At 57.7% G+C, this 25,707-nt stretch carries 25 protein-coding genes; 6 read left to right on the forward strand and 19 right to left on the reverse strand.

From position 1 onward, the window contains the following. The first annotated feature begins 18 nt into the window (after positions 1–18). The gene (locus RUM8411_RS13835; protein WP_085823305.1) at positions 19–1,044 is read left to right on the forward strand and encodes a Hint domain-containing protein; all 1,026 of its coding nucleotides are present in this window, start codon (positions 19–21) and stop codon (positions 1,042–1,044) included. 316 nt (positions 1,045–1,360) lie between these two features. Here RUM8411_RS13835 and rplA read toward each other — a convergent pair whose 3' ends face one another. Continuing rightward, complete coding sequence (gene rplA, locus RUM8411_RS13840) at positions 1,361–2,059, reverse strand: 50S ribosomal protein L1 (protein WP_085823306.1); 699 nt, start codon at positions 2,057–2,059, stop codon at positions 1,361–1,363. 1 nt (position 2,060) lies between these two features. After that, positions 2,061–2,510: a 50S ribosomal protein L11 gene (rplK, locus tag RUM8411_RS13845; RefSeq protein WP_085823307.1), complete on the reverse strand. Its 450-nt coding sequence runs from the start codon at positions 2,508–2,510 to the stop codon at positions 2,061–2,063. 391 nt (positions 2,511–2,901) lie between these two features. On the opposite strand from rplK, the gene RUM8411_RS13850 reads away from it, so the two are divergent. Beyond that, positions 2,902–4,149 (forward strand): peptidoglycan-binding domain-containing protein, encoded by a 1,248-nt coding sequence (locus RUM8411_RS13850; RefSeq protein ID WP_085823308.1) that lies wholly within the window; start codon positions 2,902–2,904, stop codon positions 4,147–4,149. Positions 4,150–4,248: 99 nt separating this feature from the next. On the opposite strand, the gene nusG is transcribed toward RUM8411_RS13850, so the two are convergent. The 7 genes from nusG to RUM8411_RS13885 form a co-directional block, all read right to left on the reverse strand. After that, complete coding sequence (gene nusG / locus RUM8411_RS13855; protein WP_085823479.1) at positions 4,249–4,782, reverse strand: transcription termination/antitermination protein NusG; 534 nt, start codon at positions 4,780–4,782, stop codon at positions 4,249–4,251. Positions 4,783–4,983: 201 nt separating this feature from the next. After that, positions 4,984–5,181: a preprotein translocase subunit SecE gene (secE, locus tag RUM8411_RS13860; RefSeq protein WP_085823309.1), complete on the reverse strand. Its 198-nt coding sequence runs from the start codon at positions 5,179–5,181 to the stop codon at positions 4,984–4,986. 81 nt (positions 5,182–5,262) lie between these two features. Next, complete coding sequence (gene ccoS / locus RUM8411_RS13865; RefSeq protein ID WP_085823310.1) at positions 5,263–5,421, reverse strand: cbb3-type cytochrome oxidase assembly protein CcoS; 159 nt, start codon at positions 5,419–5,421, stop codon at positions 5,263–5,265. 5 nt (positions 5,422–5,426) lie between these two features. Next, positions 5,427–7,604 (reverse strand): heavy metal translocating P-type ATPase, encoded by a 2,178-nt coding sequence (locus RUM8411_RS13870; RefSeq protein ID WP_085823311.1) that lies wholly within the window; start codon positions 7,602–7,604, stop codon positions 5,427–5,429. Between the two features lie 3 nt (positions 7,605–7,607). Further along, a complete protein-coding gene (locus RUM8411_RS13875; protein ID WP_085823312.1) occupies positions 7,608–8,066 on the reverse strand; it encodes a FixH family protein in 459 nt (152 codons plus the stop codon). Position 8,067: 1 nt separating this feature from the next. After that, positions 8,068–9,495, reverse strand: a complete 1,428-nt coding sequence (gene ccoG, locus RUM8411_RS13880; RefSeq protein ID WP_085823313.1) for a cytochrome c oxidase accessory protein CcoG — start codon at positions 9,493–9,495, stop codon at positions 8,068–8,070. Positions 9,496–9,596: 101 nt separating this feature from the next. Continuing rightward, positions 9,597–10,472 carry a LysR family transcriptional regulator gene (locus RUM8411_RS13885; RefSeq protein ID WP_085823314.1) on the reverse strand — a complete coding sequence of 292 codons (876 nt, stop codon included), beginning with the start codon at positions 10,470–10,472 and terminating at the stop codon, positions 9,597–9,599. Between the two features lie 100 nt (positions 10,473–10,572). Between RUM8411_RS13885 and RUM8411_RS22730 the strand changes: the two genes are divergently transcribed. Continuing rightward, positions 10,573–10,743 (forward strand): hypothetical protein, encoded by a 171-nt coding sequence (locus RUM8411_RS22730; RefSeq protein WP_159453903.1) that lies wholly within the window; start codon positions 10,573–10,575, stop codon positions 10,741–10,743. Positions 10,744–10,847: 104 nt separating this feature from the next. On the opposite strand, the gene ccoP is transcribed toward RUM8411_RS22730, so the two are convergent. The 4 genes from ccoP to ccoN are packed head-to-tail and all read right to left on the reverse strand — an operon-like array spanning position 10,848 to position 14,255. Beyond that, a complete protein-coding gene (gene ccoP, locus RUM8411_RS13890) occupies positions 10,848–11,711 on the reverse strand; it encodes a cytochrome-c oxidase, cbb3-type subunit III (protein ID WP_085823315.1) in 864 nt (287 codons plus the stop codon). Then, a complete protein-coding gene (locus tag RUM8411_RS13895; RefSeq protein WP_085823316.1) occupies positions 11,708–11,893 on the reverse strand; it encodes a cbb3-type cytochrome oxidase subunit 3 in 186 nt (61 codons plus the stop codon). Before RUM8411_RS13895 ends, ccoP begins: the two co-directional genes overlap by 4 nt. 11 nt (positions 11,894–11,904) lie before the next feature. Beyond that, positions 11,905–12,633, reverse strand: coding sequence for a cytochrome-c oxidase, cbb3-type subunit II (gene ccoO, locus RUM8411_RS13900; RefSeq protein WP_085823317.1), 729 nt, complete (start codon positions 12,631–12,633; stop codon positions 11,905–11,907). Between the two features lie 14 nt (positions 12,634–12,647). After that, positions 12,648–14,255 carry a cytochrome-c oxidase, cbb3-type subunit I gene (ccoN, locus tag RUM8411_RS13905; protein WP_085823480.1) on the reverse strand — a complete coding sequence of 536 codons (1,608 nt, stop codon included), beginning with the start codon at positions 14,253–14,255 and terminating at the stop codon, positions 12,648–12,650. A gap of 196 nt (positions 14,256–14,451) precedes the next feature. Here ccoN and RUM8411_RS13910 point away from each other — a divergent pair, with 196 nt between their 5' ends. Continuing rightward, entirely contained in the window at positions 14,452–15,291 is an 840-nt protein-coding gene (locus tag RUM8411_RS13910) for a universal stress protein (protein WP_085823318.1), read from the forward strand. Positions 15,292–15,336: 45 nt separating this feature from the next. Here RUM8411_RS13910 and RUM8411_RS13915 read toward each other — a convergent pair whose 3' ends face one another. Together RUM8411_RS13915 and fnrL are read right to left on the reverse strand one after the other, a co-directional pair. Then, the gene (locus tag RUM8411_RS13915; protein ID WP_085823319.1) at positions 15,337–15,588 is read right to left on the reverse strand and encodes a GlsB/YeaQ/YmgE family stress response membrane protein; all 252 of its coding nucleotides are present in this window, start codon (positions 15,586–15,588) and stop codon (positions 15,337–15,339) included. Positions 15,589–15,663: 75 nt separating this feature from the next. Next, complete coding sequence (gene fnrL, locus RUM8411_RS13920) at positions 15,664–16,407, reverse strand: transcriptional regulator FnrL (RefSeq protein WP_085823320.1); 744 nt, start codon at positions 16,405–16,407, stop codon at positions 15,664–15,666. Between the two features lie 61 nt (positions 16,408–16,468). Here fnrL and hemN point away from each other — a divergent pair, with 61 nt between their 5' ends. Then, positions 16,469–17,824 (forward strand): oxygen-independent coproporphyrinogen III oxidase, encoded by a 1,356-nt coding sequence (gene hemN / locus RUM8411_RS13925; RefSeq protein ID WP_085823321.1) that lies wholly within the window; start codon positions 16,469–16,471, stop codon positions 17,822–17,824. Positions 17,825–18,000: 176 nt separating this feature from the next. Next, a complete protein-coding gene (locus tag RUM8411_RS13930) occupies positions 18,001–19,929 on the forward strand; it encodes an elongation factor G (RefSeq protein WP_085823322.1) in 1,929 nt (642 codons plus the stop codon). A 20-nt stretch (positions 19,930–19,949) separates the two neighbouring features. Here the strand turns inward: RUM8411_RS13930 and RUM8411_RS13935 are convergent, their stop codons facing one another. From RUM8411_RS13935 to RUM8411_RS13950, 4 genes are read right to left on the reverse strand one after another with little or no spacing between them, the layout of a single operon-like run. Continuing rightward, the gene (locus RUM8411_RS13935; RefSeq protein ID WP_085823323.1) at positions 19,950–21,527 is read right to left on the reverse strand and encodes an ABC transporter ATP-binding protein; all 1,578 of its coding nucleotides are present in this window, start codon (positions 21,525–21,527) and stop codon (positions 19,950–19,952) included. Further along, positions 21,524–22,630 (reverse strand): ABC transporter permease, encoded by a 1,107-nt coding sequence (locus RUM8411_RS13940; RefSeq protein WP_085823324.1) that lies wholly within the window; start codon positions 22,628–22,630, stop codon positions 21,524–21,526. The genes RUM8411_RS13935 and RUM8411_RS13940 overlap by 4 nt, the downstream gene beginning before the upstream one ends. Before the next feature lies 1 nt (position 22,631). Then, positions 22,632–23,717 (reverse strand): microcin C ABC transporter permease YejB, encoded by a 1,086-nt coding sequence (locus RUM8411_RS13945; RefSeq protein ID WP_085823325.1) that lies wholly within the window; start codon positions 23,715–23,717, stop codon positions 22,632–22,634. A gap of 6 nt (positions 23,718–23,723) precedes the next feature. Next, positions 23,724–25,670: an extracellular solute-binding protein gene (locus RUM8411_RS13950; protein ID WP_085823326.1), complete on the reverse strand. Its 1,947-nt coding sequence runs from the start codon at positions 25,668–25,670 to the stop codon at positions 23,724–23,726. Positions 25,671–25,707: the final 37 nt, after the last annotated feature.

The raw sequence follows: 25,707 nt of genomic DNA on the forward strand, positions 1-25,707 counted from the left end.
AAGGGACTGATCGAACAGATGGTACTCCGTAGTTTTTTTGCGCAGGACAGTGATGGCCTTGTCATTGCGTCAGGCTCGCCCTCGGGCACCCCGGGCGATCCGATCATCAACAACTCGGACACGCCGAACGGCACCATCTTTACCTATTCCGGTGGCTTTGGGACAACCGTGACACTGAATGACACCAGCGGCGGGACTAATACATTTAATGATGACCAGACATTTGGCCATGTCATCACCGACGGCGGCGGAATCGTGGCCGACGGCACACCTGTCGAAGCGGAATCGATCATCACTGTGCGTGCCCTGGACACGAACGGGAACCCAATCGGGCCCGAGATCGATGTCTATGTGTTTTCTCAGAACGGAGTAACGTCAGATGTCTGGGGCTTTGCGACCTCGGCGCCGCTGACGCCAGGCACGTCTTATGTCAAAACGACGGGCTCTAACATCGGTACGTCAGATTATACTGACTATATCACCTGTTTCGGCTTAGGCACCTTGATCGAAACCGCAGACGGCGAGGTTCAGGTTCAGGATCTGAGGCAGGGCCAGCGCGTCTGGACCCGGGATGGCGGGCTGCAACCCATACTCTGGATCGCAACCACCGAGGTTCACGGACGCGGCCCTTATGCGCCTGTCGTGATCGAGGCAGGGGCAATCGGAAACACACAAGAACTGGTTGTGTCGCAGCAACACCGGGTGTTGATCACATCCCCGGCCATCGACATGCTGTTTGCTGCGCCCGAGGTATTTGTCGCGGCCAAGCATCTCGCCGGTCTTCCCGGTATTTCGATCCAGGAAACCGAGCGCGTCGCCTATACGCATTTCATGTTCGACCGTCACCACATCGTCCGCTCGAACGGCGCGTTGACGGAAAGCTATTATTACGGCGACACCGCGAAGAACGCGCTCTCGTCGCCTCAACGTGCTGAAATCTTGTCGCTGTTCCCGTCGGTAGATCATGCCAGAGACGCGTTCAGGCATACGGCGGCGGCGACAATCGGGGCGCGTGAAGCCAGTGTAATGCGCGCTTATCTCTGACTTGGGCGATAAACCCGGTGTTTCAGGTGATACCGTGACATTTGCCATCAAAGGTCTGTTCGAATGCGGGGCATCTGAAATCTGTCACCGCAAATGACGCAATTGGACCAGCCGAACCTTCGTCGCTTGTGACCTAAGAAAGCCTACGACGAACCATATGCTTTTCCGCGTATTTTTCCATTGAGATGACGGATTGTCTGTTCAATGTACGCACAACATTTGGAATGTCCGGCCGCCATATTCAGACTCTTCAACAAAAAAGTCCCGGGTGGTTCGCACCACCCGGGACCAAATCTTCGCAAATCTGCGTTAAGGCTTATTCGCCCGAGGCGGTCGCCACGTCCAAAGTCACGCCGGGGCCCATGGTCGAGCTCAGCGCGATTTTCTTCATGTAGGTGCCTTTGGCGCCTGTCGGCTTGGCTTTGGCAACGGCCGAGATGAAAGCACGGACGTTTTCAACCAGCTTGGCTTCGTCGAACGACGCTTTGCCGACACCGGCGTGCACAACGCCGCCTTTTTCCGCCTTGAACTGAACTTCGCCACCTTTGGCTGCTTCCACGGCTGCTTTCACGTCCATGGTCACGGTGCCAACTTTGGGGTTCGGCATCAGGTTGCGCGGGCCCAGAACCTTACCCAGACGACCAACGATCGGCATCATGTCCGGGGTTGCAATGCAGCGATCAAATTCAATGGTGCCGCCCTGGATGGTTTCCATCAGGTCCTCTGCGCCAATGATATCCGCACCGGCCTCTTTCGCCTCGTCCGCCTTGGGGCCACGAGCGAAAACAGCAACGCGCATCGACTTGCCGGTGCCATTCGGCAGACCAACAACGCCGCGAACCATCTGGTCTGCGTGACGGGTGTCAACGCCCAGGTTCAGTGCGATCTCGACGGTTTCGTCGAATTTCGATGTTGCGTGGGCTTTGACCAGTGCAACCGCTTCTTCCACCGACAGTTCTGTCTTGCCAGCGAAAGCTTCGCGCGCAGTGCGCGTACGTTTACCGAGTTTTGCCATCTTACTTCACCTCGATGCCCATAGAGCGGGCCGAGCCCAGGATGATCTGCATTGCGCCTTCGACGTCGTTGGCGTTGAGATCTTTCATTTTGGCTTCGGCGATTTCACGCACCTGCTTCGAGGTCACGGATGCCACGGTCTCACGACCTGGGTTTTCCGCGCCACGAGGGCGGTTACGCTTGCCAACCGGCTTCAGGCCAGCTGCTTTTTTCAGGTAATAAGACGCAGGCGGCGTCTTGATGTCCATGGTAAAGGACTTGTCCTGATAATAGGTGATCACGGTCGGGCAAGGCGCGCCTTGCTCCATGTCTGCGGTCTTGGCGTTGAACGCCTTGCAGAATTCCATGATGTTGATGCCGCGCTGACCCAGCGCCGGACCAACTGGCGGCGACGGGTTCGCCTGACCTGCAGGAACCTGCAGTTTCATTGTACCAGCAAGCTTCTTGGCCATTTGGTTTTCCTTTCAACCTAGGTGAAACGCGTCTCACCCTGTTTATGTTGCGTGGTCCGATCCGGGATCGCGATCCCAGTAACCTCCCACGAGAGAATCTCGCCTGAAGACGATAGAGGCGGCATTTACAGGGGAATTGTAGGGTTGGCAAGTGACCTATCCCGCCCCGATCGGGAACATCGAATCGAACCTAATAGGCTTCCCCCTGTAAAGGAATGCGGCCTGTCGGAGGTGTGGCAGTGCTGTCAGTTACCAAGAATACTAAGAACGCGAAAATACAGCGAAAACTTGAACAAGGAAGCCCGTCGGTTAGGATTTTGGCGCTTGTATCAAAAATACTCGCGGCTGTGCTATACTCTGAAAAAATACTTGTTTTTAGTGGAGGTTGATTATGATCATTCGTTTTATTGCAACACTTGGCATCGCGCTCTCTTTATCAGCGACCGCGCCGCAAACCGCGCGCGCCGATGCTGGCGAAATTTTGGGCGGCGCGGTCGTCGGCGGGGTCATAGGCTACGCGATTGGCAAAGACCAACAGAGGAAACAACAGGCCCGGACGACGACAAGAACTACCCGGACCTACCGGCCGGGCATCCCGTCGACCTCACAAGGTGCTCAGACCCAAACGGCACTCAACTATTTTGGCTACAATGCCGGAAGGGTCGATGGTCAAGTCGGTCGCGGTACCCGAACAGCGATCGAACGCTACCAGGCTTCAATGGGTTATCCTGTAAATGGTTATGACTTCCAGCCTTATCAGTATGACTTCCTGAATCAGGCATATTACTGGGCGACCAGCGGCGGACAGGCCGCGACCCAACTCTCGGGTCAACCTCTCCTGATGGCGTACCGCCGACAGATTCAAACCGGGACTACTCTGGCTGCGACCCCTCAGGTAGCGGCGCCAGCCACCCCGGTTGTGACACCGCAGCAGCCGGTTGTTGCGCCCCAGTCGGAAGTCGCTCCTGCGACCAGCACGACCGAAACTGCATCTAACAGCTTGCCAACGCTTTTTTCCGGCGGGACTGCGCGCCCGTCGCTCGCCAATCGCTGCAGTGCGGTCATGCTCCAAACCTCAACCAATGGCGGGTATACGACATTGGCAAATATGTCCGATCCTGATTTCGCACTCAGTGAACAGTTTTGCCTCGCCCGTAGCTACGCGATGGCGCGTGGCGAGGATCTGATGCAGAACATCCAAGGATTGACGCCGGATCAGGTAAGCGCCCAGTGCGATTCTTATGGTGAAACCTTGGCGCCGCAGGTCATTGCGCTTTCCCTAAGCTCTAAAGCAGACGCTGAAACTCAGATGCGCAAATACGCGTTGGATACTGGACTTAGCCCCGAAGATCTTGCCGCGACAAGCAAGGTTTGCCTGGCGTTCGGCTACCGTCAGGACAATATGAATACTGCGGTTGGCTCTGCTCTGATGTTGGTCGCAATGGGCGAACCTGCCTATGGAGAGCTAATTGGACATCACCTACGTGAAGGATTTGGCGTCCAGGAGCGCCGCGATCTTTCGATGCAGTGGTATGACGCGAGCCTTTCGGCATTGGACGCCGGATCGCAGGCTGTCTTCTTGCCGTCCCAATCCGACCGCCCGCAACTCTTGCGAGCTGCTATGATACAGGCGCAATAAGTCGATACGCGACGCAGTGCCGGCCCTTAATCGGCTGAAACAAAAAAACGCCGCGGTGCCAATGGCATCGCGGCGCTGCTAATTTCACTGAAGGCTTCCTCAGCTCTGCTTGGTAACCTGCATGAAGTCCAGCTCGACCGGTGTTTCCCGGCCAAAGATCGAAACCGAAACTTTCAGTTTCTGGTTGTCGTCGTCCACGCCTTCGACCATGCCGTCGAAATCCTCGAACGGGCCGTCGTTGACCTTGACCTTTTCTCCGATCTCAAAGCTGATCATCAGCTTGGGCGCTTCTTCGCCTTCCTGAACACGGTTGAGGATCTGGTTGACCTCGGCATCGCGCATCGGCATCGGGCGACCCTGGGGGCCTAGGAAACCGGTGACCCGGTTGATCGAGTTGACGAGGTGATAGCCCTGATCTGACATTTCCATATGCACCAGCACATAACCGGGCATAAAGCGGCGTTCGGTCGTGACCTTCTTGCCCCGGCGCACTTCAATCACCTCTTCGGTGGGCACCAGAACCTCGTCGATATCGTCCTCAAGACCCTGCTCGGCCACCGACGTGCGGATCTGCTCTGCGATCTTCTTTTCGAAATTCGAAAGAACGCTGACCGAGTACCACCGTTTCGCCATGAACCTGTCGTCCTTGTTTGCCTTTGGCCGCATCCAGAGTGCCGGACGCGCCGTCATTGAAATTCTGTCACGTCACCCGGAATAAAAAGCGGCGCGCAGCCCGAATCGCCGCACGCCCATTCCGAATAGTTCCGCGTCACCTACTCTGACATTGCGCGCTGTGCAAGGGGGCAGAGGCGTTTCCGCGCGCTCGGTTCGGGCTTATCCGAAGGCGCTCAGCACGAATTGCAGACCCCAGCGAATGCCCAGATCAACCAACGCAAAGAAAACAGCTGTCAGCGCCGCCATGATGAACACCATGACCGTGGTCAGCAGCACCTCGCGACGCGTCGGCCAAACGACCTTCGCAACTTCGGCGCGGACTTGCTGAATGAACTGGATCGGATTCATAGTTGCCATTTGGCTTGGTTCTCTCTGCTAGCGGATAGGCCGGACATAACCGGGCATTGCGGCAATTTCAAGAGCGCTCAGCGCCACGTCTCAGGGCTTGGGATTGTCGTCCCATTCATCGCTCAGGATGCGCCGGGCGTCACCTTCGGGATCGTCATACTGGTTAGAGCGTACCGTGTAGACAAACGCCACCAAGCCAACCCCGCCCAGAAACAGGGAAATCGGTATCAGATAAGCCAGAACTTCCATATCAACTACCTCAGTCGCAGAGCATTCAAGGAAACGGTGATAGACGACGTCGACATTGCCAAGGCCGCAATCAGCGGTGTGGCCAATCCAATAACAGCCAGCGGCACCGCGATGATATTGTAGATGGTCGCAATGCGGAAGTTCTCGCGAATCCGTTTGGTGGCTTTTACAGCCGTATCGCAGGCGTCCGCAATCGGTGCCAGATCGTTGCCCAGCAGAACGATATCCGACGCCACCCGTGCCGCGTCCAGCGCCGAGGCCGGAGAGATCGACACATGAGCCGCCGCCAGCGCGGCGGTGTCATTCAACCCGTCACCGACCATAAGAACATGATGTCCCTGATCCCGCAGGTGCTGTACATGGTCGGCCTTGTCCTGCGGCAGGGCTTGCGCGATCCAGGTTTCGATCCCCAACGTCCCTGCCAGCGCCTTGACCGCTCCGCGGGTGTCACCCGAAATTAGGATGACCTTTTTGTCCGCTTGGCGGAACGCCTGAACGGCCTCGACCGCGCCCGCGCGCAGCGTGTCAGTGAACACAAAGGGAACCGACGCCTGCCCTTCTACGGACAACCAGGCGGCGGTCTGATCGCCTTCGGTACCCCCAGTCCAGGCAGCGCGGCCCAAACGCGCGCGCAGGCCATGATAGGTGCCCTCGGTGCCGTATCCCGGCACCTCGGCGACGTCCTGCACGTTGGCAGGCTTGATCCCGGACGCGCGCGCTGATTTTGAAAGGGCAACGGATAACGGATGTGACGAAACCTCAGCCAGCGCCAGCGCGACCTCAAGATCAGTGCGGGCGTGATCGCCAAGATTAGTCAGTGCGGGCGTGCCGGAAGTAAGCGTGCCGGTTTTGTCGAACACGACCGTGTCCACCTCGGCCAGACGTTCCAGCGCGGTGGCGTGTTTGATCAGCATCCCCTTGCGGAACAAACGACCCGAGGCAGCTGTGGTGACCGCAGGCACGGCCAGACCCAACGCACACGGACAGGTGATGATCAGAACCGCCGCCGCTATGTTCAGTGCGGTGCGGATATCACCGGAGTAAATCAACCAGCCCAGAAAGCTGAGCGCCGCCAGTATATGGACACCCGGTGCGTAAAGCTTGGCCGCCTTGTCAGCCAGCGAGGTATAGCGAGACCGCCCCGACTCAGCTATGGCCACCAGATCTGCCATCCGGTGCAGCGACGTGTCCTCGCCCACTGCGGTTGCGCGGATTGTCAGGGGGCCAGTCAGATTAACCTCGCCGGCGCTGACAGTCAGGCCCGCCTGCGCAAAGACCGGCAGGGTTTCCCCGGTCAACAGGGATCGATCCAGTTCCGACTGGCCCGAGACGATCTCTCCGTCCACCGGCATGCGGCCGCCGGGACGAACAAGAACCAGATCGCCAACGGAAAGCGCCGACACGGCGACGTCCTTTTCCGCGCCGTCGCGTAGCATGACGGCCCGAGGCACCTCAAGTGCGGTCAGTTCTTCGGCGGCGGATCGGGCGGCGGCACGGGTGCGGTAATCCAGATAACGCCCGGCCAACAGGAAGAAGGTCAGCGTCAGGGCCGCATCGAAATAGGCATGTTCTCCGCCAAGGGCGGTTTCCCAAAGCGAAGTGATCAGTGCCAGCAGGATCGCCAGAACAATCGGCACATCCATGTTCAGTCGACGCACGCGCAAGGCGCTCCAGGCGTTGGCAAAGAAAGGCTGGGCGGAAAAGGCAATTGCAGGCAGCGCAATGGCTGCAGAGATCCAGTGGAACATATCACGCGTGGCATCCGCCGCGCCCGACCAGACCGAGACCGACAGCAACATCACGTTCATCGAAGCGAACCCGGCCACTGCCAGCCGCATCAACAGATCCCGCCCGGCCTTGTTTGCCTGCGTGGCCGACAGCGCGCCGGGGTCCAGCTCATGCGCTTCAAAGCCCGCCTGCTCCATCACTGGGATCAGGTCGGCAGCGGTCAGCTCTGGCGCGGCCTTTATCATCGCGCGTTTGAGGGTCAGGTTCACCCGAGCCTCTTCCACACCGGGCTGTGCGTTCAGCTCTCGTTCGACAGTAGCGATACAGGCCGAACAATGGATGCCCGGCAGGGACAGGGCAATCTGAACATCCTGCGGAACAGGTCGCGCCGGTTCCGCTGGGCTTGCAATGCACCCCGGGCACGCCGCCGTACCGGATGAAAGCTGCGTCGTCATCCGCTATCCCTTTACGTACAATGGCACACGCTGGGCGAACTCTGCGCCCTCGCTGTCTTTGGCCACCAGACGGATGTTCCAATTGCCCTTGCCCAGCACCGCAGGCGTGGCATAGGCCTGACCGTCAAAGGTGAAATCGGGCGAGAAGTCATCCTTTACATGCGTGGCCCGCCCCACAACGGCCTGCAATTCGGCCACCTGGACTGGGGCGCCGGTCCTGTCGGTGATATGCAGGATCAACAGCCCGCCCGATACCTCGGCCTGAATTTCCCACCCCAGGGCCTGATGTTCCTGCAGGCGGTCGTTGAACTCCTGACTGGCGACGTAAGAGTTTTTGACCTCGAGCCCCGGAAAGGTTTTGACCGCACTATAGGCCAGCACCAAATTCACAGTAATGATCACGCCGAAGGCCGTGACAAAGACCGCCAAGGCGTGCTTTCCGGTAAATTGACGCTGAGCCATCTTAGTTTCCTCGTCCGTTAAACGTGGTGTCCTTATAGGCACGCTCACCACTTTGCAGGTCTTCCACCCAGATGCGAACCGGCGTTGTGTCCGCGGCCGCCGGGCCGGTATCTTTCAACGCGACGATGTAAACACGCTGCAATTGCGTCGTGTCAGCCGTGACATTCACAGTATCAATGTTCGTCCCCTCGATCATCACCTGCATCGACGGATCGCCGGTCAGGGTCAGTTTGAACAGCCGGTCCTCTCCGTGTTTGTTGCGCAGACGCACATCATAGGTGTTGCGGATTGTGCCATCGGAAAGGGTAACAAAGGTCGGGTTGCGCACAGGCGCCACCGTCAGGTCGATATCCGAGCGGATGAACAGCGCAAACAGCAGGGCAAAGCCAACCGCCGCCCACATCGCTGTGTACATGATCGTCCGGGGCCGCAGGATGTGTTTCCAGATATTCTTGGGCGGGTTCCCTGCCCGTTCACTGGCCTCATCACTCAGCGCCATATAGTCGATTAGGCCACGGGGATTGCCAATCTTGGCCATCATGTCATCGCAGGCATCAATGCACAGCGCGCAGGTGATGCATTCAAGTTGCTGACCATCGCGAATGTCGATGCCCACGGGGCAAACGTTCACGCAGGCCATGCAGTCGATGCAATCGCCCAACTCAGACTCTGCTGTGCGTTTCCCTTTCCCGCGCGGCTCACCCCGCCATTCGCGGTAGCCAACGACCAAAGTGTCCTCGTCCATCATCGCCGCCTGAATACGGGGCCAGGGGCAGGCGTAAATGCAAATCTGCTCGCGCGCGAACCCGCCGAACAGGAAAGTCGTGCCTGTCAGGATCAGCACTGTCGTGTAAGCCACAGGATGGGCATTTCCAGTGACCAGGTCCCGGGCAAGGGTCGGTGCATCAGCAAAGTAAAACACCCAAGCCCCGCCGGTTGCCAGACCGATCAATAGCCAGGTTATCCATTTGGTGACCCGCAACCGCGCCTTGCGGAAATCCAGCTTTTCCTGACGGTGCAGCCGCAGGCGGGCATTGCGATCGCCTTCGATCCAACGTTCAACCAGAATGAACAGGTCCGTCCAGACCGTCTGCGGACAGGCATAGCCGCACCACACACGCCCCAGCGCCGAGGTAAACAGAAACAGCCCCAGACCCGCCATGATCAAAAGGCCCGCCACAAAATAGAACTCATGCGGCCAGATCTCGATCCAGAGGAAATAGAACCGCCGGTTTGCAAGATCCAGCAGAACAGCCTGATCAGGCAAGCTTGGCCCGCGATCCCACCGGAACCACGGCGTCACATAGTAGATGCCCAACGTGACCGCGAGAATGATCCATTTCAGATTTCGGAAAGGGCCGGAAACACGCCGGGGAAAGATGGGCTCCCTTGCAGCGTAAAGGCTGGGGGCGGGGTCGGAATCGCTCACGGGCTGGCTCCAGATATGGCTGTTTTTTTAGCGTCTTGTCCCAGATCACACAGGTAGTCTCTTTGACATGGGTCAAAAGAGCATCGCACAGACACCTTTTGTCACATCTGACCGACCTGTCGCCTGAGCCAGCCCACAAAGGTTTTGACCGCAGGGCGCATGGGCGCGGCACCAATAACTGTATAATATCCGCGCATGCCCGGTTCGCAAAACAATTCGATGATGCGACCTGCTTTGATATCGGCCTCGACAAAATGTCGCGCCGTGACGGTCACGCCCTGCCCGGCGCGCACGCCTTCCAGCAACAGGTTTCCCGGCAATGCGATGCGTCCGGCCCGGGGGCCGTGCTCGACCCCGTGTTCGGCCAACCAGGTGGTGGCCTCGGTCGTACCAAATTCCTCAAGCCAGGGCAGTTGGCTCAGTTCGTCCGGTGTCATCTTGGTCTTGCCACCCAGCAACGCGGGCGCTGCGACGATCACAATCGGGCTTTGCAACAGCAGCTCGGAATCCACGCCCGGCCAGTGCCCCGCCCCGTAACGGATCGCCACATCCACGCCACCCGGGCCCAAACTGACCAGATTGGGCGAGGGGTCCAGCGCCAGGTGAACATCCGGGTGTTGCGCCTGAAACGCTGGCAGGCGCGGCATCAGCCACGAGGCCGCAAACGACGCTGTCAGCGAGATATGAACCGGGCGATCCTCGGTTGCGTGCATCAGATCGCTCACCGCCGCGCCAATTGCCCCGAACCCAAGGTGCAAAGCCCGCGCCAGCACCTCGCCCTCAGGCGTCAGGGTCATGGATTTTCCGGATCGGTCCAGCAGAGCGACATTCAGATGTTTTTCAAGAGCGCGCAATTGTTGGCTGATGGCAGCATGGCTGACATTTAGGGATGCACCAGCCTGCACGACGTTTCTCGCCTCTGCAAAGGCAGAAAAGGCCTTGAGCGCGGCCAGTGGCGGCATCTTCATCCAATCCATATGTAAGCCTTAGTTACATAACTAAATGCCAATTGAGTCGCATTTTCCCGCCCGAAGATCAATCTTGAAACTCAGTAGAACCCAACTGAGGAGAGGTCAGATGCTCTCAATCCTTGCAAGAACATTCATGGTCGCCACCCAAACCCAAACAGGTAGTGGCACAAAGAAACGGGAATGGTTGCCCGAAGATCACTGGTGGAAGGAAAGCAAACGCACGTCGTATCTATCCGAAAGCAAAGGTCCTCTGGACCGGGTCGGATCGGATCAGTAGTCTGAGAAAACAGCACCGGCTGTTCAGGAAACGCGCGAACAGATCGAACAGCCGGTGCCTCAACCTTCGGGCGGCGAACCGTCCGAAGGTATTCTTTTTCGCTGTTACTGGCCGCCACCCAGCTGGTGGACGTAAGCAGTGACAGCGCGGATTTGCGCATCGCTCAGGCGGTTTTCCCACGCTGGCATCACACCAAAACGACTATTTAAAACTGTCTGAGTTACGGCTTCTTGGCTGCCTCCATACAGCCAGATGGCATCAGTCAGATTCGGCGCGCCCTGGAAGACATCGCCAGTCCCGTCTTCGCCGTGACAAGCGGCGCAATTGTCTTCGAAGACAACCTTTCCAGCTTGTGCCGCCGCATCGTCGGTTTGCGCATTGGTCAGCGACATGACGTACTGAACCACCTGCGTGATCTCGTCACGTTCAAGAATCTCACCAAAAGCTGGCATCTCGGAGTAACGCGCATCGTCGCTTTCCTCGTTGCGGATACCATAGGCAACGGTGGTCTCGATATCCTCGAGTGAACCGCCCCAGAGCCAAGCGTCATCCAGCAGGTTCGGGAAGCCCGGCGCACCTTGCGCACCTGAACCGTGACACTGCGCGCACCATGTGCGGAACACAGCACCGCCAGCGTTTACCGCATATTGCTGCAGCTCCGGGTCCTTCGAGATGTCTTCCAGCGGTGTTTCCACCAGACGGGCATTCCACGGCGCGTTGGCCTCCTGGAATGCAACCAGTTCTTGCTGCGCTTCCCCGCGCGAGGACCAGCCGGTCACACCAGCCGTTGCCGACTGAACCAGAGGCCATGCGGGATACATGATCGTGTAGATCACAGCCCAGAAGATCGTGGCGTAGAACGTCCACAGCCACCAGCGTGGCATCGGATTGTCGAACTCTTCGATTCCGTCCCAGGTGTGGCCAGTGGTGTTCGGATCACCCGGCTGCTTTTCAGGTGTCTTGCTCATTTCCTCGCCTCCTCGGATGTGGCGGGTTTGTCTTGATGACGGAACGGGATGTTGGCGGTGTCCTTGTATTCCTTGCTGGCGCCGGGGCGGAAGACCCACACAACGATGCCGACAAAGAAGACAAATAGGACCAGCAGCATCCAGCTATCCGCGAACTGCCGTAAGAGAGTATAGTCTTCCATCACACCCTCCTTTAGCGGTTTGCATCCGGGGTGAAGGTCGAAAAGTCGACCAGCGTTCCCAGCATCTGCAGATAAGCGACCAGCGCATCGGCTTCGGTCAGTTCAGCCTGACCATCGAAGTTACGAATGCTGACCTTTTCACCATAACGTTCCAGCAAACCGTCATAGTCGCTGTCCGGATCCGCCTGAGCCCGGAAATCCGCCTGGGCGTTCTCCAGCATCTCATCGGTGTAGGGCGTGCCAACAAGTGCGTTTGCGGCCAATACATCACCGATATACTTGCCGTCGATGATGCGGTGTTCGAGGAAGCCATATTTCGGCATCACCGATTCCGGCACAACCGACTGAGGATCCCGCAGATGGTCCACATGCCACTGGTCCGAATACCGGCCACCGACACGCGCCAGGTCAGGCCCGGTCCGCTTTGACCCCCACTGGAACGGGTGGTCATACATTGACTCGGCCGCCAGGGAATAATGGCCATACCGTTCGACCTCATCCCGCATGGGCCGGATCATCTGGCTGTGGCAGACATAGCAACCTTCGCGGATATAGATATCACGCCCAGCCATTTCCAAGGGGGTGTAAGGGCGCATACCCTCCACCTTTTCGATCGTGTTCTCAAGATAGAACAGTGGGGTGATCTGTACGATGCCACCGATGGTTACGACCAGAAAGCTGAATACCAGCAAGAGGGTCGCGTTGGTCTCGAGGATTTTATGTTTGTCGAGCATTGCCATTGCGCCGGCCCTCCTTATTCAGCCGGGACCGCGACGGTCAGGCTGGCCTCTTTGGCCGGCGCTTTCCGCACAGTCATCCACAGGTTGTAGCACATGATCAATGCACCAGCGACGAACATCACGCCACCCAAAGCACGCACCACATACATCGGGAACTTGGCAGCTACGGTGTCAGCGAACGAATTCACCAGGAAACCGTTGGCATCCACTTCGCGCCACATCAGGCCTTCCATGATACCGGTGACCCACATCGACGCGGCGTAGAGCACGATGCCGATGGTGGCGAGCCAGAAGTGCCAGCTGACCATCTGCAACGAATACAGCCGTTCACGCTTCCACAGGACAGGCACCAGGAAGTACAGCGCACCAAAGGTGATCATGCCATTCCAGCCCAACGCACCCGAATGCACGTGCCCGATGGTCCAGTCGGTATAATGGCTCAGCGAGTTGACAGCGCGGATCGACATCATCGGGCCTTCGAATGTAGACATGCCGTAGAAGCCGACCGAGATCACCATCATCCGGATCACCGGGTCTGTGCGCAGCTTGTCCCACGCGCCCGACAGGGTCATCAGACCGTTGATCATACCGCCCCAGGACGGCATCCACAGCACGATCGAGAACACCATGCCCAGCGTCGATGCCCAGTCAGGCAACGCGGTATAGTGCAGATGGTGCGGACCAGCCCAGATATACAGGAAGATCAGCGCCCAAAAGTGGATGATCGACAGCTTGTAGCTGAACACCGGACGTTCGGCCTGTTTCGGGATGAAATAGTACATCATACCCAGGAAACCGGCGGTCAGGAAAAAGCCCACAGCATTGTGGCCGTACCACCACTGGATCATGGCGTCTTGAACACCCGACCAGACGATGACCGATTTCGAGCCCCAGATGCTGACGGGGACGGTCATGTTGTTGACCAGGTGCAGCATGGCGACGGTGACGATGAACGCCAGATAGAACCAGTTGGCCACATAGATGTGGGGTTCTTTCCGTCTGACGATGGTGCCCAGATAGACGGCCAGATAGGCCACCCAGACAACTGTCAGCCACAGATCAACATACCACTCAGGCTCGGCGTATTCCTTGGACTGTGTTCCGCCCAGAACATAGCCGGTCGCAGCCAGAACGATGAACAGCTGGTATCCCCAGAACACGAACCACGCCAAGTTGCCGCCCCAAAGACGCGCAGCGCTCGTCCGCTGCACCACGTAGAACGAGGTCGCGATCAACGCGTTGCCGCCAAAGGCAAAAATTACCGCCGAGGTATGTAGCGGGCGCAAGCGGCCAAAGTTCAGGTATCCCTGCGCCCATTCAAAGTTCAGTACCGGAAAGGCCAGCTGAAACGCGATGAAGGTCCCCGCCAGGAATCCGACGACGCCCCAAAAGGCGGTTGCGATCACGCCATAGCGTATCACGCCATCCATATACTCGCCTGAACGATCAGCAAGGATATCTGGCTCATCTGTGTTTCGAAGCGTCCAGATGAACAATCCACCGGCGATCAGCATCACCAGAATTGCATGCACCTGATACGCCAAATCCCGTGCATAATTGGTCCCGATCGCGGCAAACACCACGACCAGCCCAAGCACGATCAGCTTGATGTAATTTGACATATTGCGTCCCTTTGCCATGCCCCACGCGATTCTTTATGTGTCGCAGGACCTGTTTGACTGGCTGCTGTTTTGTCCGACAGAGACCAGTGCTGCTTTGATCTGTGTCAAGACAATACCCTGATTTCTGTGACAATCCTATTTGAACAACTGGGCCAACCGGTCGCAGTCTGACGCGTTTTGAAAGCAAGAGGTCAAAATGGCTTACAAATCTCTTCTTACTGTGTTGACGGACACCAAACAGAGTGAGTCCGCGCTGGCACAGATGGCAGCATTGGCAAGCGCGCAGGACGGGCACGCCGAAGCCCTGTGTCTGGGTGTCGACCGCAGCCAAACCGGCTATTACTACGCAGGTGCAAATGCCCTGATCCTGCAGGAAACGCTGAATCGCGCCAATGCCGAGGCCGAAGAGGTCATGGCCTATGCCAAGGATTACCTGGTCAAGACCGGAACGCGCTGGTCCGCCGAAAGCGGCGTGGCCCAGATTGCCGATATCGGACGTCATATTGCCCACCGCGCCCGATTTTCGGATCTTGTCATTCTGCCGCGCCCCTACGGTCCCGATTGCGGGGCCGAGGCGGAACCCATTGTCGAGGCTGCCATGTTTGATGGCCACGCTCCGGTTTTGATCACACCAGACGAAGCAACACCCTTTGATCGCCCTCGCACAATCACCATCGGGTGGAATGAAAGCGTCGAGGCCATGCGGGCCATTCGCCGCGCGCTGCCGTTCCTGTTACAGGCTGATCTGGTGCGGATCGTAGTGATTGACCCGCCGCGCCACGGCCCTGACCGTTCTGACCCCGGCGGGATGCTGTCGCAAATGCTGGCACGTCACGGAGTAAAGTGCGAAATCGACGTGCTGAGCAAAACCATGACGCGCGTGTCAGACATCTTGAATCGCCATGCCCTGGATACCGAAGCGGATATGATTGTCATGGGTGCGTACGGTCACTCTCGGTTCCGCGAAGCCATTCTGGGCGGTGCCACGCGCAACATGCTGGAACAGGCCTCGGTGCCAGTATTCCTCGCCCACTGATCATCAAGAAACCACAACTTACAAACCGTCCTTCGGAGCAGTTTTTTACTTTCTAACCAAGCCGATCAGAAATAGCAGGATCACCGCCCCAATTGTCGCGAACAGGATCGATGAGAACACGCCACCGCCCACGACAAATCCCAAGGCAGGGAAAATCGTACCGGCAAGAAACGCGCCCACAATGCCAACGATGATATTGCCGATCAGACCAAATCCGCGGCCTTCCATGATCTTGCCCGACAGCCATCCGGCGATTGCACCAATGAACAGCATCGCCAGAATACTACTGAATTCCATAGGGTTGCTCCTGAAGTTCGCGTCGTTCAGCCACACTTAAACACAGCAGGCCCTGCCAGTCACGCGGTAACAGGATCAGACCAGGAAACCGCCATCCGAATCGTCGCCTGCCTCGTCCATCAGGCGCCCCATATCCGGGATGGTGACGTGGCGCTTGCCTTCCAGCTCAATGACTTTGTCTTTCTTCAGCGCTGAAATCTGCCGGCTGACTGTTTCAAGCGTCAGTCCAAGGTAGTCCGCCATGGCCTCACGCGTCAGGGGCAAATCAAAGACGATTGGCTCCGTGCTGGTCTTCGGACCTACTGATGCATCCCTTCGGGCAATAATTGACAATAGGCTAGCAATCTTTTCCCGCGCGGTTTTCCGACCCAGCACCAGCATCCATTCCCGTGCGGCGTCAAGTTCGTCCAGGGTCATCTGCAACAGCCGGTGCGCGATGTGCGGCGTTTTATTCATCAACTCTTCGAACGGTTTCTTGCGAAAACAGCACATGACCAGATCGGTTGTGGCCAGCACATCATAGGGTGCCGAATCCCGCCCCGGTCGCCCGACAAAGTCGCTGGGCAGTAAAAGACCGACCATCTGTGTGCGGCCATCTTCCATGGTCTGGGTCAGCGACGCGATGCCGGACACGACAGAGCCTACAAAGTTCATCTGATCCCCGGACCAGATGATCGTCTGGCCAGCTTCAAAGCTGCGGTAATACTTGATGCCCTCAAGCTCTTCCAGCTCATCTACCTCGCAATGCGCGCACACGGCCCGATGGCGGATCGGGCAGTCAGCACAGTTCGCGTGGTCGATCTTAAAATTTGGTGTCATGCACGTTTCCACTTGATCTCTGTCAAGGTGCCTTTCAGGACCGTCCCATAAAGGTATCGCTATGATAGTGAAACCACAATTGGCACAGCTTGGACTATTTGACGCGAAAGTCCCGCGTTACACAAGCTATCCCACCGCGCCTCACTTCAGTAATGACGTGGGGGCAAGTCTTTATGATGACTGGATTTCCGGGCTCAAACCCGGCAGCGCCGTGTCTCTGTACATCCATGTTCCATTTTGCCGCAGGCTGTGCTGGTTCTGCGCTTGTCGCACGCAAGGCACCCAAACCGACAATCCGGTGATCGCCTATGTGGACGTGCTCAAGGCCGAGTTGGATTTGTTGGCCGCGCGCCTGCCCGAAGGTGTAACCATGTCGCGCCTGCACTGGGGCGGGGGCACACCTACTTTGCTGAATCCTGCCCTGATGCGTGATCTTGCATCACGTATTCTGGACGTGGTGCCGCTGGGCCAGAACGCTGAGTTCTCGGTCGAGATTGACCCCAACGAGATCGACGAAGACCGCTTGGATGCGCTGGCCGAGGCTGGCATGAACCGCGCCTCGATCGGTGTTCAGGATTTCGACGATGAGATTCAGAAAACCATTGGGCGTATCCAAAGCTATGATACCACGCGCAAGGCGGTGGACATGATCCGCGCCCGCGGGATTGCAAGCCTGAATGCCGATATTCTGTATGGCCTGCCCCATCAGACCAAAACGCGGATGACGGAAAGCGTGCAGAAACTGTTGTCTCTCACTCCGGATCGCGTGGCGCTGTATGGGTATGCCCATGTGCCGTGGATGGCCAAGCGACAGCAGCTGATTCCATCAGATGCCCTTCCCACACCGGAACAGCGACTTGACCTGTTCGACACCGCCCGTCGCCTGTTTCTGTGGGACAATTACGCCGAGATTGGTATCGACCACTTTGCCACGCAGGATGATGGTTTGACCCACGCCCTGAAGGCTGGGCGTCTCAAGCGGAACTTCCAAGGGTACACCGATGATCAGGCCGAAGTTCTGATCGGTGTTGGCGCCAGCTCGATCTCTCGGTTTCCGCAGGGCTATGCGCAGAACGCGCCCGCGACATCGGCCTATACCAAAGCGATCCGCGAAGGTAGGTTCTCAACCTCGCGTGGACATCTGTTCAAAGGACAGGACATCCTGCGCTCAAGACTGATCGAAGCGCTGATGTGCGATTTCCAGATCAACAGCGCTGAAATTCTGCGCGATCATGACATCACTGCGGCAGAACTGACCAGCATGTATCAGACAGCAAATGCCACTTTTGACGGCCTGCTGCGCGTCACCGAGGAAGGGCTATACATCCCACCCGAAGCCCGTGCCCTGACCCGGATGATCGCCCGCAGTTTTGACGCCTATGACCTGAGCAAAGCCGGCCACAGTTCGGCGATCTGACACAACAGCAGCACAAGACTTGACGCCGAGGGTCGGTTTTCCCCACACTCTCAGGACGGGCGGCACCCCGCTCCGCGTCCGAGGCAGGCTAAAAACAGACAATCCGCGCCGACGTACCCGCGTTGGGCAACCCCTTTCGTGCAGCTGAACTGCAATTTGAAAGAGGGACTGCACCTATGCGCGTTTTTACCGTCCTTGGCCCCAGCCAATCGGGCAAGACCACTCTGGTCGAGGCCATCAGTCGCCTCGATGGCCGCCCCACCACATTCGATGTATCCGGAACCGTGCATTTGCACGGTTTTTCTTACCTGGACGAACCATGGTGCGCCATAGACGTGGATGGCGGCAGCGACAATCTGGCCTATGTCGGCCCGGCCATGGCAATCTCGGACGCCGCCGTCGTGGTCGTGCCGCCCGATCCAAACGCGGCCGTCCTGTGCGCGCCCTATCTGCGGCTGGTCGAAGAAGCGGGCATCCCCTGCTTTTTATTCATAAACCGCATGGACAACCCCAATGGTCGCATCCGCGACATCATCTCTGCCCTGCAGACCTATTGCACCCAACACATCGCCTTGCGGCAGGTGCCGATCCGCGATGGGGAAACAATTGTTGGAGCGGTCGATCTGATCTCGGAACGGGCGTGGAAGTATCAGGAAGGGCAACCTTCGGCCCTGATTGAACTGCCGCAATCGGTTGAAGACCGGGAACAGGAAGCCCGTACCGAATTGCTGGAAACCCTATCGGATTTCGACGACCACCTTCTGGAACAGTTGATTGAAGATAAACAGCCCCCCAGTGCCGAGGTCTATGATCTAGCCGCGCAGGTGCTGCAACACCATCAGCTGATCCCGGCCTGTCTGGGCGCAGCCAGCCACGGCAACGGCCTGACCCGGTTGATGAAAGCCCTGCGGCATGAGGCACCGGAGTTTGATATCGCCGCCGGTCGCGACGAGGCGGAAGACAACGCCAGGGCCATCGCCGGATTTGCAGATGTGAAGAAACATATCGGCAAGATCGTTGTGCTGCGCGGGCTGGGGGACGGCGTCAAAGCACATGAAAACCTGGGCGGTGACACGGTCGGGAACCTGACGGCTTTGGATGCCAAGACCCAAATTGCAGAGCTTCCTGCCGGGCAAATCGGCCTGGCTGTGAAATCCGATCACCTGAATCCCGGCAACCTGTATGACAGCGGCGTGGCGACCCCATTGCCGGAATGGGCGGCGTCTCATCCGGCGGCCTACCGGCAAATTGTGTCTCCGGCGCATGAGCGCGACGATGTGCGTCTGTCCAACGCGCTGTCTCGTCTGGTTGAGATCGACCCGGGCCTGCATCAGGAACAGGACGAACTGACTGGGCACGCCATTCTGGGCTCGCAAGGCCCGCAACATATGCGGCGCGTCACCGCCAAACTGGCCGAGGATTTCGGGATCGAGATTGCCACCGACCATGTCGAGACCGCCTATCGCGAAACCATTCGCACCTCGGTCGAATATCGCCATCGTCACCGCAAGCAATCCGGCGGTGCAGGGCAGTTTGCCGATGTGGTGATCTCGGTCGCGCCGATGCCACGCGGATCCGGGTTCCAGTTTGAGGAAATCGTCAAAGGCGGGTCGGTGCCCAAGAATTATATCCCCTCGGTCGAGCACGGCGCCAAGGAAGCGCTGGCGCAGGGGCCTGAAGGTTTTCCAGTTGTTGACGTCAAAGTCACGCTGAGCGACGGCAAGCACCACAATGTGGACAGCTCGGATTACGCCTTTCGCATGGCCGGCAAGAATGCGGTCCGCGAGGCGCTGCCACAGGCGAAGCCGGTGGTCCTGCAACCCATCCTGAACGCCGAAATTCACCTGCCGTCAGATTTTGTGGGCGATCTGGTTCCAACCATCAGTTCGCTCCAGGGTCAGGTTCTGGGATTTGAAGGCAACCCGAACGCCTCGGGCTGGGAAATTTTCAACGCCCAACTGCCCGCCGTGGCCGAGGACGAGCTGCACCGCACCCTTGCCAGCGCCACGCGGGGCACCGGCTGGGTCAAGCTGCAGTTCGATCACTACGAAGAACTGCGCGGTCCGGTTCCAAATTCCGCCTCACGCGAAACGGCAAGCGCCTGAATACCAATGGCGGGCCGTTTTCAGCCCGCCGCCGCGATCAGTTCACGGGTATAGTCGGTTTGAGCGTTCTCGAATAACGCCTCTGCCGAACCCATCTCGATGACGTCACCGTTCCGCATGACGATCACGTTATGCGACATGGCACGCACGACCTTGAGGTCGTGGCTGATGAACAGATATGCCAACCCGTATTTGCGCTGCAGGTTACGCAGCAGGTCAACGATCTGAACCTGCACAGTCATGTCCAGCGCACTAGTGGGTTCATCCAGCACCAACAGTTTGGGTCGCAGCACCATGGCGCGCGCAATGGCGATGCGCTGACGCTGCCCGCCTGAAAACTCGTGCGGATACCGATCCATCGCAGCCGGGTCCAAGCCAACTTCGGTCATCACTTCGGCCACCAAATCGCGCGGAGCACGGTGGGGATCGACCTTGTGGATCGCCAGACCCTCGGCAATGATCTGCTGGCAGGTCATCCGCGGGCTGAGGCTGCCGAACGGGTCCTGAAAGACGATTTGCATGTCCTTGCGCAGCCGCCGCAGCTCACGCGTGGACCAGCGGCGCACGTCCTGATCGCGGAAAGTGATGCTGCCCTCGGATGCGATCAGGCGCATGATTGCCAGCGCCAGGGTCGTCTTGCCCGACCCGCTTTCCCCGACGATGCCCAGCGTTTCACCCGCGCGCACGCTGAGCGTGGCGTCGTTGACGGCCTTCACGTGACCGACGGTGCGCTTTAGAAAACCGCGCTGGATCGGGAACCACACTTTCAGGTGATCTGTCCGCGCAACCTCTTCCGCATCCTGTGCCACCGGATCAGGCTGGCCCGCAGGCTCTGCCGCCAGCAGTTTGCGTGTGTAAGGGTGCTGAGGGTTGTCGAATATCTCGGTCGTGGCACCGGTTTCCACGATCTCACCATCTTTCATCACGCAGACCCGGTCGGCAATGCGGCGCACGATGCCCAGGTCGTGGGTGATGAACAACATCCCCATATTCTCGGTCTTCTGAAGGTCGGCCAGCAGTTCCAGAATCTGTGCCTGAATGGTCACGTCCAGCGCGGTTGTCGGCTCGTCCGCGATCAGAACGTCCGGCTTGTTGGCCAGCGCCATGGCGATCATGACACGCTGCCGCTGCCCGCCGGACAGCTGGTGCGGATAGCTGTCCAGCCGCTCGCGGGGGTCGCGGATACCAACCTTAGTCAACAGCTCGACAATCCGGTCGCAGGCTAAATCGCCCGTCAGCCCCTGATGCAAGGCCAGAGACTCGGCCATCTGCTTCTGGATCGTGTGAAGCGGGTTCAGCGAGGTCATCGGCTCTTGAAAGATAAAGCTGATATCGTTGCCGCGCACGTCCATCAGACTGTCCTCAGACGCGCCGATCATTTCCTGCCCGTCATACCGGACCGAGCCTTCGACCACCGCGCTGTCGCCCAGCAGGGATACGGTCGACAACGCAGTAACAGATTTTCCCGAGCCGGATTCACCCACCAGCGCAACTGTCTCGCCCCGGTCCACGGTGAAGGACACACCCTTGACCGCCGCGCTCAACTGCCCGTCCTGCCGAAACGAAACTTTGAGGTTTTGTACGTCCAGCAAGCTCATGAAAAGGTCTTTCTGGGATCAAACGCATCGCGGACACCTTCAAAGATGAAGACCAGCAGCGACAGCATAATGGCAAAGGTAAAAAAAGCGGTGAAGGCCAGCCAGGGTGCCTGCAGGTTCTGCTTGGCCTGCAAGGTCAGCTCACCCAGAGATGGGGCCGAGGAAGGCAAGCCAAAGCCAAGGAAATCCAGCGAGGCCAAGCCCCCGATCGTGCCCGTCACAATGAACGGCATAAAGGTCAACGTCGCCACCATGGCGTTGGGTAGCATATGCCGGAACATAATGGTGCCGTTCCCCACGCCCAGCGCTCGCGCGGCGCGCACATATTCCAGATTTCGCGCCCGCAGGAATTCGGCGCGCACAACGCCGACCAGCCCTGTCCAACTGAAGAGGATCATCAGAGCGACCAATAACCAGAAACTGCGCCCCAAAATGGCGAACATGATGATGATGACATAAAGTGACGGGGTGGCCGACCAGATCTCGATAACCCGCTGGAAGATCAGGTCCAGCCAGCCGCCAAAAAAGCCTTGAATGGCCCCGGCAAAAATACCGATCAAGCTGGCGACACCGGTTACCATCAACGTAAACAGGATCGACAGGCGGAAGCCGTAAATCACCCGCGCCAGCACGTCACGCTTGGTGTCATCTGTTCCCAGCAGGTTTTGACCATTGGGCGGCAAAGGGGCCGCGCCCGGGCGATCCACGCTGGTGGTGTAGGAGTAGGGAATCAACGGCCAGATGGCCCAACCACGTTCGAACCCGTCGGCCTGGAACGTGCCGGCCTGGATCTGGTCAATGATGCCGTCCGGGTCGTCGAAACAGGCTTCAAGCCCACCGCTGTCGATCAGGCATTGCACCTCGGGGTCGCGGTAGATGGCTTCGGTCTGAAAGTCCCCGCCAAAATCAGTTTCGGCATAGAAGTTGAAAACCGGCGTATAGAACTCACCCCGGTATTTAACCAGGATCGGTTTGTCGTTTGCGATGAACTCAGCAAACAGGGACAGGCCGAACAGCACCGAGAAAATCAATAACGACCAGAACGCCCGACCATTGCGCCGGAAATTGCGCCAGCGGCGCTGGTTCAGGGGAGACAGTGCCATGTTACCCCTCCCGCTTTTCGAAATCGATACGGGGGTCGACCACCACATACATCAGGTCACTGATGATGCCGACAACCAGCCCCATCAGGCCAAAGATAAACAGCGTGCCAAAGATCACCGGGTAATCCCGAGCGACAGCGGCCTCAAAGCCCAGACGTCCCAGACCGTCCAGCGAGAAGATGGTTTCGATGATGATCGAGCCGCCAAAAAACACCCCGATGAACACGGCTGGGAAACCCGCAATCACGATCAGCATCGCGTTGCGGAACACATGCCCGTACAGCACCTTGCTTTCGCTCAGCCCTTTGGCACGTGCGGTCATCACGTATTGTTTTTTGATCTCGTCCAGAAACGAATTCTTGGTCAGTAGCGTCAGCGTTGCAAAGGCAGAAATCGTAAGCGCAATAATCGGCAATGCGATATGCCACGCGTAATCTGCGATTTTGCCGAACAGGCTTAGGCTGTCCCAATTATCCGACGTCAGCCCGCGCAGGGGGAAGATCTGCCAGTACGACCCGCCAGCAAACAGCACCAACAACAGGATCGCGAACAAAAAACCTGGAATCGCATAGGCAACAATGATGGCCCCGCTGGTCCAGGTATCAAAGGTCGAACCGTCCTTGATCGCCTTGCGAATGCCCAGCGGGATCGACACCAGATAGGCGATCAGGGTGGACCACAGGCCCAGTGAGATCGAAACGGGCATTTTTTCCAACACCAGATCAATCACGCTGATCGACCGGAAATAACTTTGGCCAAAATCCAGCGTCATGTAATTGCCCATCATCGTCAGGAACCGTTCGAGCGGTGGTTTGTCGAACCCGAACTCCTTCTCCAGATCTTCGATGAATTCCTTCGGCAGACCGCGCGCGCCTATATATTCGCTATCAGAGCCAAAGGTTTCTTCGGCAGGGGCACCTTCGCCGCCTGCAAAACCGGCAAAAACATCTCCCTCACCCTGCATTTGGGCAAGAATTTGTTCGATCGGACCGCCTGGAACAAATTGCACCAGGGTGAAGTTTACGATCATGATGCCCAGCAACGTCGGAATAACCAGCAACAGCCGGCGAAGAATATACGCGCCCAAAGTTCTTTACCTCACCGCGCCTGCGGCTTTGAGTTTCTGATACTTCTCTTCATTGAACCACCAGAAGTCAAACTGCCCAACGGCCAGAGGCGGAAGAACCTCAGGGTGCTCGAACATGTCGTAATAGGCAACCCAGGTATCCGACACATATCCAGTAGGAACCTGAATGCGCATATGCCGTAAGACACGGTCCAACGCCTTTAACGCAGCAATTTCCTCTTCGCGCGATTTGGTTTCGAGCGACGCGTCGATTATGGCATCCACAAGCGGGCTTTGCAGTGATTGAGGATTATAGGACGACACAACCGCCGTTTCCGAGCCATAGGATTGCTTCAGCCCCGTACCCGCCTCCAGAAACGTTTGATTGCGGAAAAATATCATGTCGAAATCTTTGTCGTAATACCGCTGTATCCACTGCGCGCTATCGGCCTTTTCAACAGTCACGCCAACGCCAAAGCTTTCGAGGCTACCGGCATAGGTTGTAACGATGGCCTCAGCCGTGTCCGACGAAGAGGCATTCAGCATGATTGTAACATTCAGCGGATTGCCATCGGAATCCCGCAACTTCCCGTCACCAGAAACTGACCATCCCGCCTCTTCAAACAGCTTCAATGCCGTTCTCTTGTTGCGGCGATCCACGGTGCGAGAGGCGTTTGAATTGTGCGCGCGCACGGCCTCTTCAGAGAATATCTCTGCGGGAACAAGATCGCCCAACGATTCCAGGAAGGCTTTTTCAGCACCGGTGGGTAGCCCATCAGCCGCGACTTCGGAGTTCTCTGCAAAGGAATGGCGCTGTTCCGTTAGGCCATATTGCAGCGACTCGGACGTCCATTCAAAATTGAAAGCCAGCCCAAGCGCCTCGCGCACTTTGATATTGTCAAAAGGCGCGCGCTGCATGTTGAAGATGAAGCCCGTGGGCGAGGGCGGCGTCATGACGGGAATGCTCTCGCGCTTTACGTACCCCTTGTCGACCGCCGGAAAATCATAGCCGGTCGCCCATTTCTTTGTACTGCCTTCGGCCCGGAAATTATAAACGCCAGCTTTGAACGCCTCAAATTCTGCAGCGTCATCTGCGAAATACTCGACCCGCACGGTTTCGAAATTGTGCCGACCGACATTGATGGGCAATTTCCAGCCCCAGTAGTCCGGATTACGCCGATAAAGGATGTACCGGTTCAGTTCAAAATCATCGACCACATATGGACCGCTGCCCATCGGTGTCAGCAGGCTTTGCTTGTCCAACCGCTCGCCTGTTTCTTCATACCAGGCTTTTGAAAACACAGGCGTTCCGCCGACTTGCGAGATCAGAGACCGCCGTGAAATCCCGTCGACAAAATTGAATTTGATCGTATGGTCATCAATGATCTCATACCCTTCGATGCGCTGCTTAACTGCACGCGCATAACTGCGAATACCCTGCTCCAGGAAAAGGTCATGAGTGAACGCCGCGTCATGTGCCGTCAAAGGCGTGCCGTCGGCGAACCGGGCCTCGGGCCGCATGTAAAAGATGCACCATTCCTTGGTGCTTGGGTACTCTACGGCTTCAGCGAGCAGACCATAGGCCTCGGTAATGGAATCCGCCGGTGAGGCTGACCCGAACGGACTGTCTCCAAACATGCTTTCTGCGATCAACCCGGAATAGCGACCGGCTTTGCCCTGCCAGTTAAAGCGATTCATGCCATCAAACGTGCCGCGGGTTGAAACCGAAATCTCGCCGCCAATCGGCGCATCTGGATTCACATAGTCAAAATGCTTGAAATCCGGGGGGTATTTAAGATCACCAAAGTAAGAATATCCGTGCGCCTTGATGATTTTTTCGCTGCCCTCACCTGCGGCAAACACCCCATTGATACCCGGCGTCATCGCGGCCACCGCACTCCCGCCCAACAGCTGCAAGGCAGTCCGCCGTTTTATGGTAGTGGTCTGCGTCGATCTGTTGCGAATCTTTGTCATGCTCGCCTCTCCTACAACCCTATTGGACGTCTTAATG

The sequence above is a fragment of the Ruegeria meonggei genome (assembly GCF_900172215.1).
Taxonomy (GTDB): Bacteria; Pseudomonadota; Alphaproteobacteria; order Rhodobacterales; family Rhodobacteraceae; genus Ruegeria; species Ruegeria meonggei.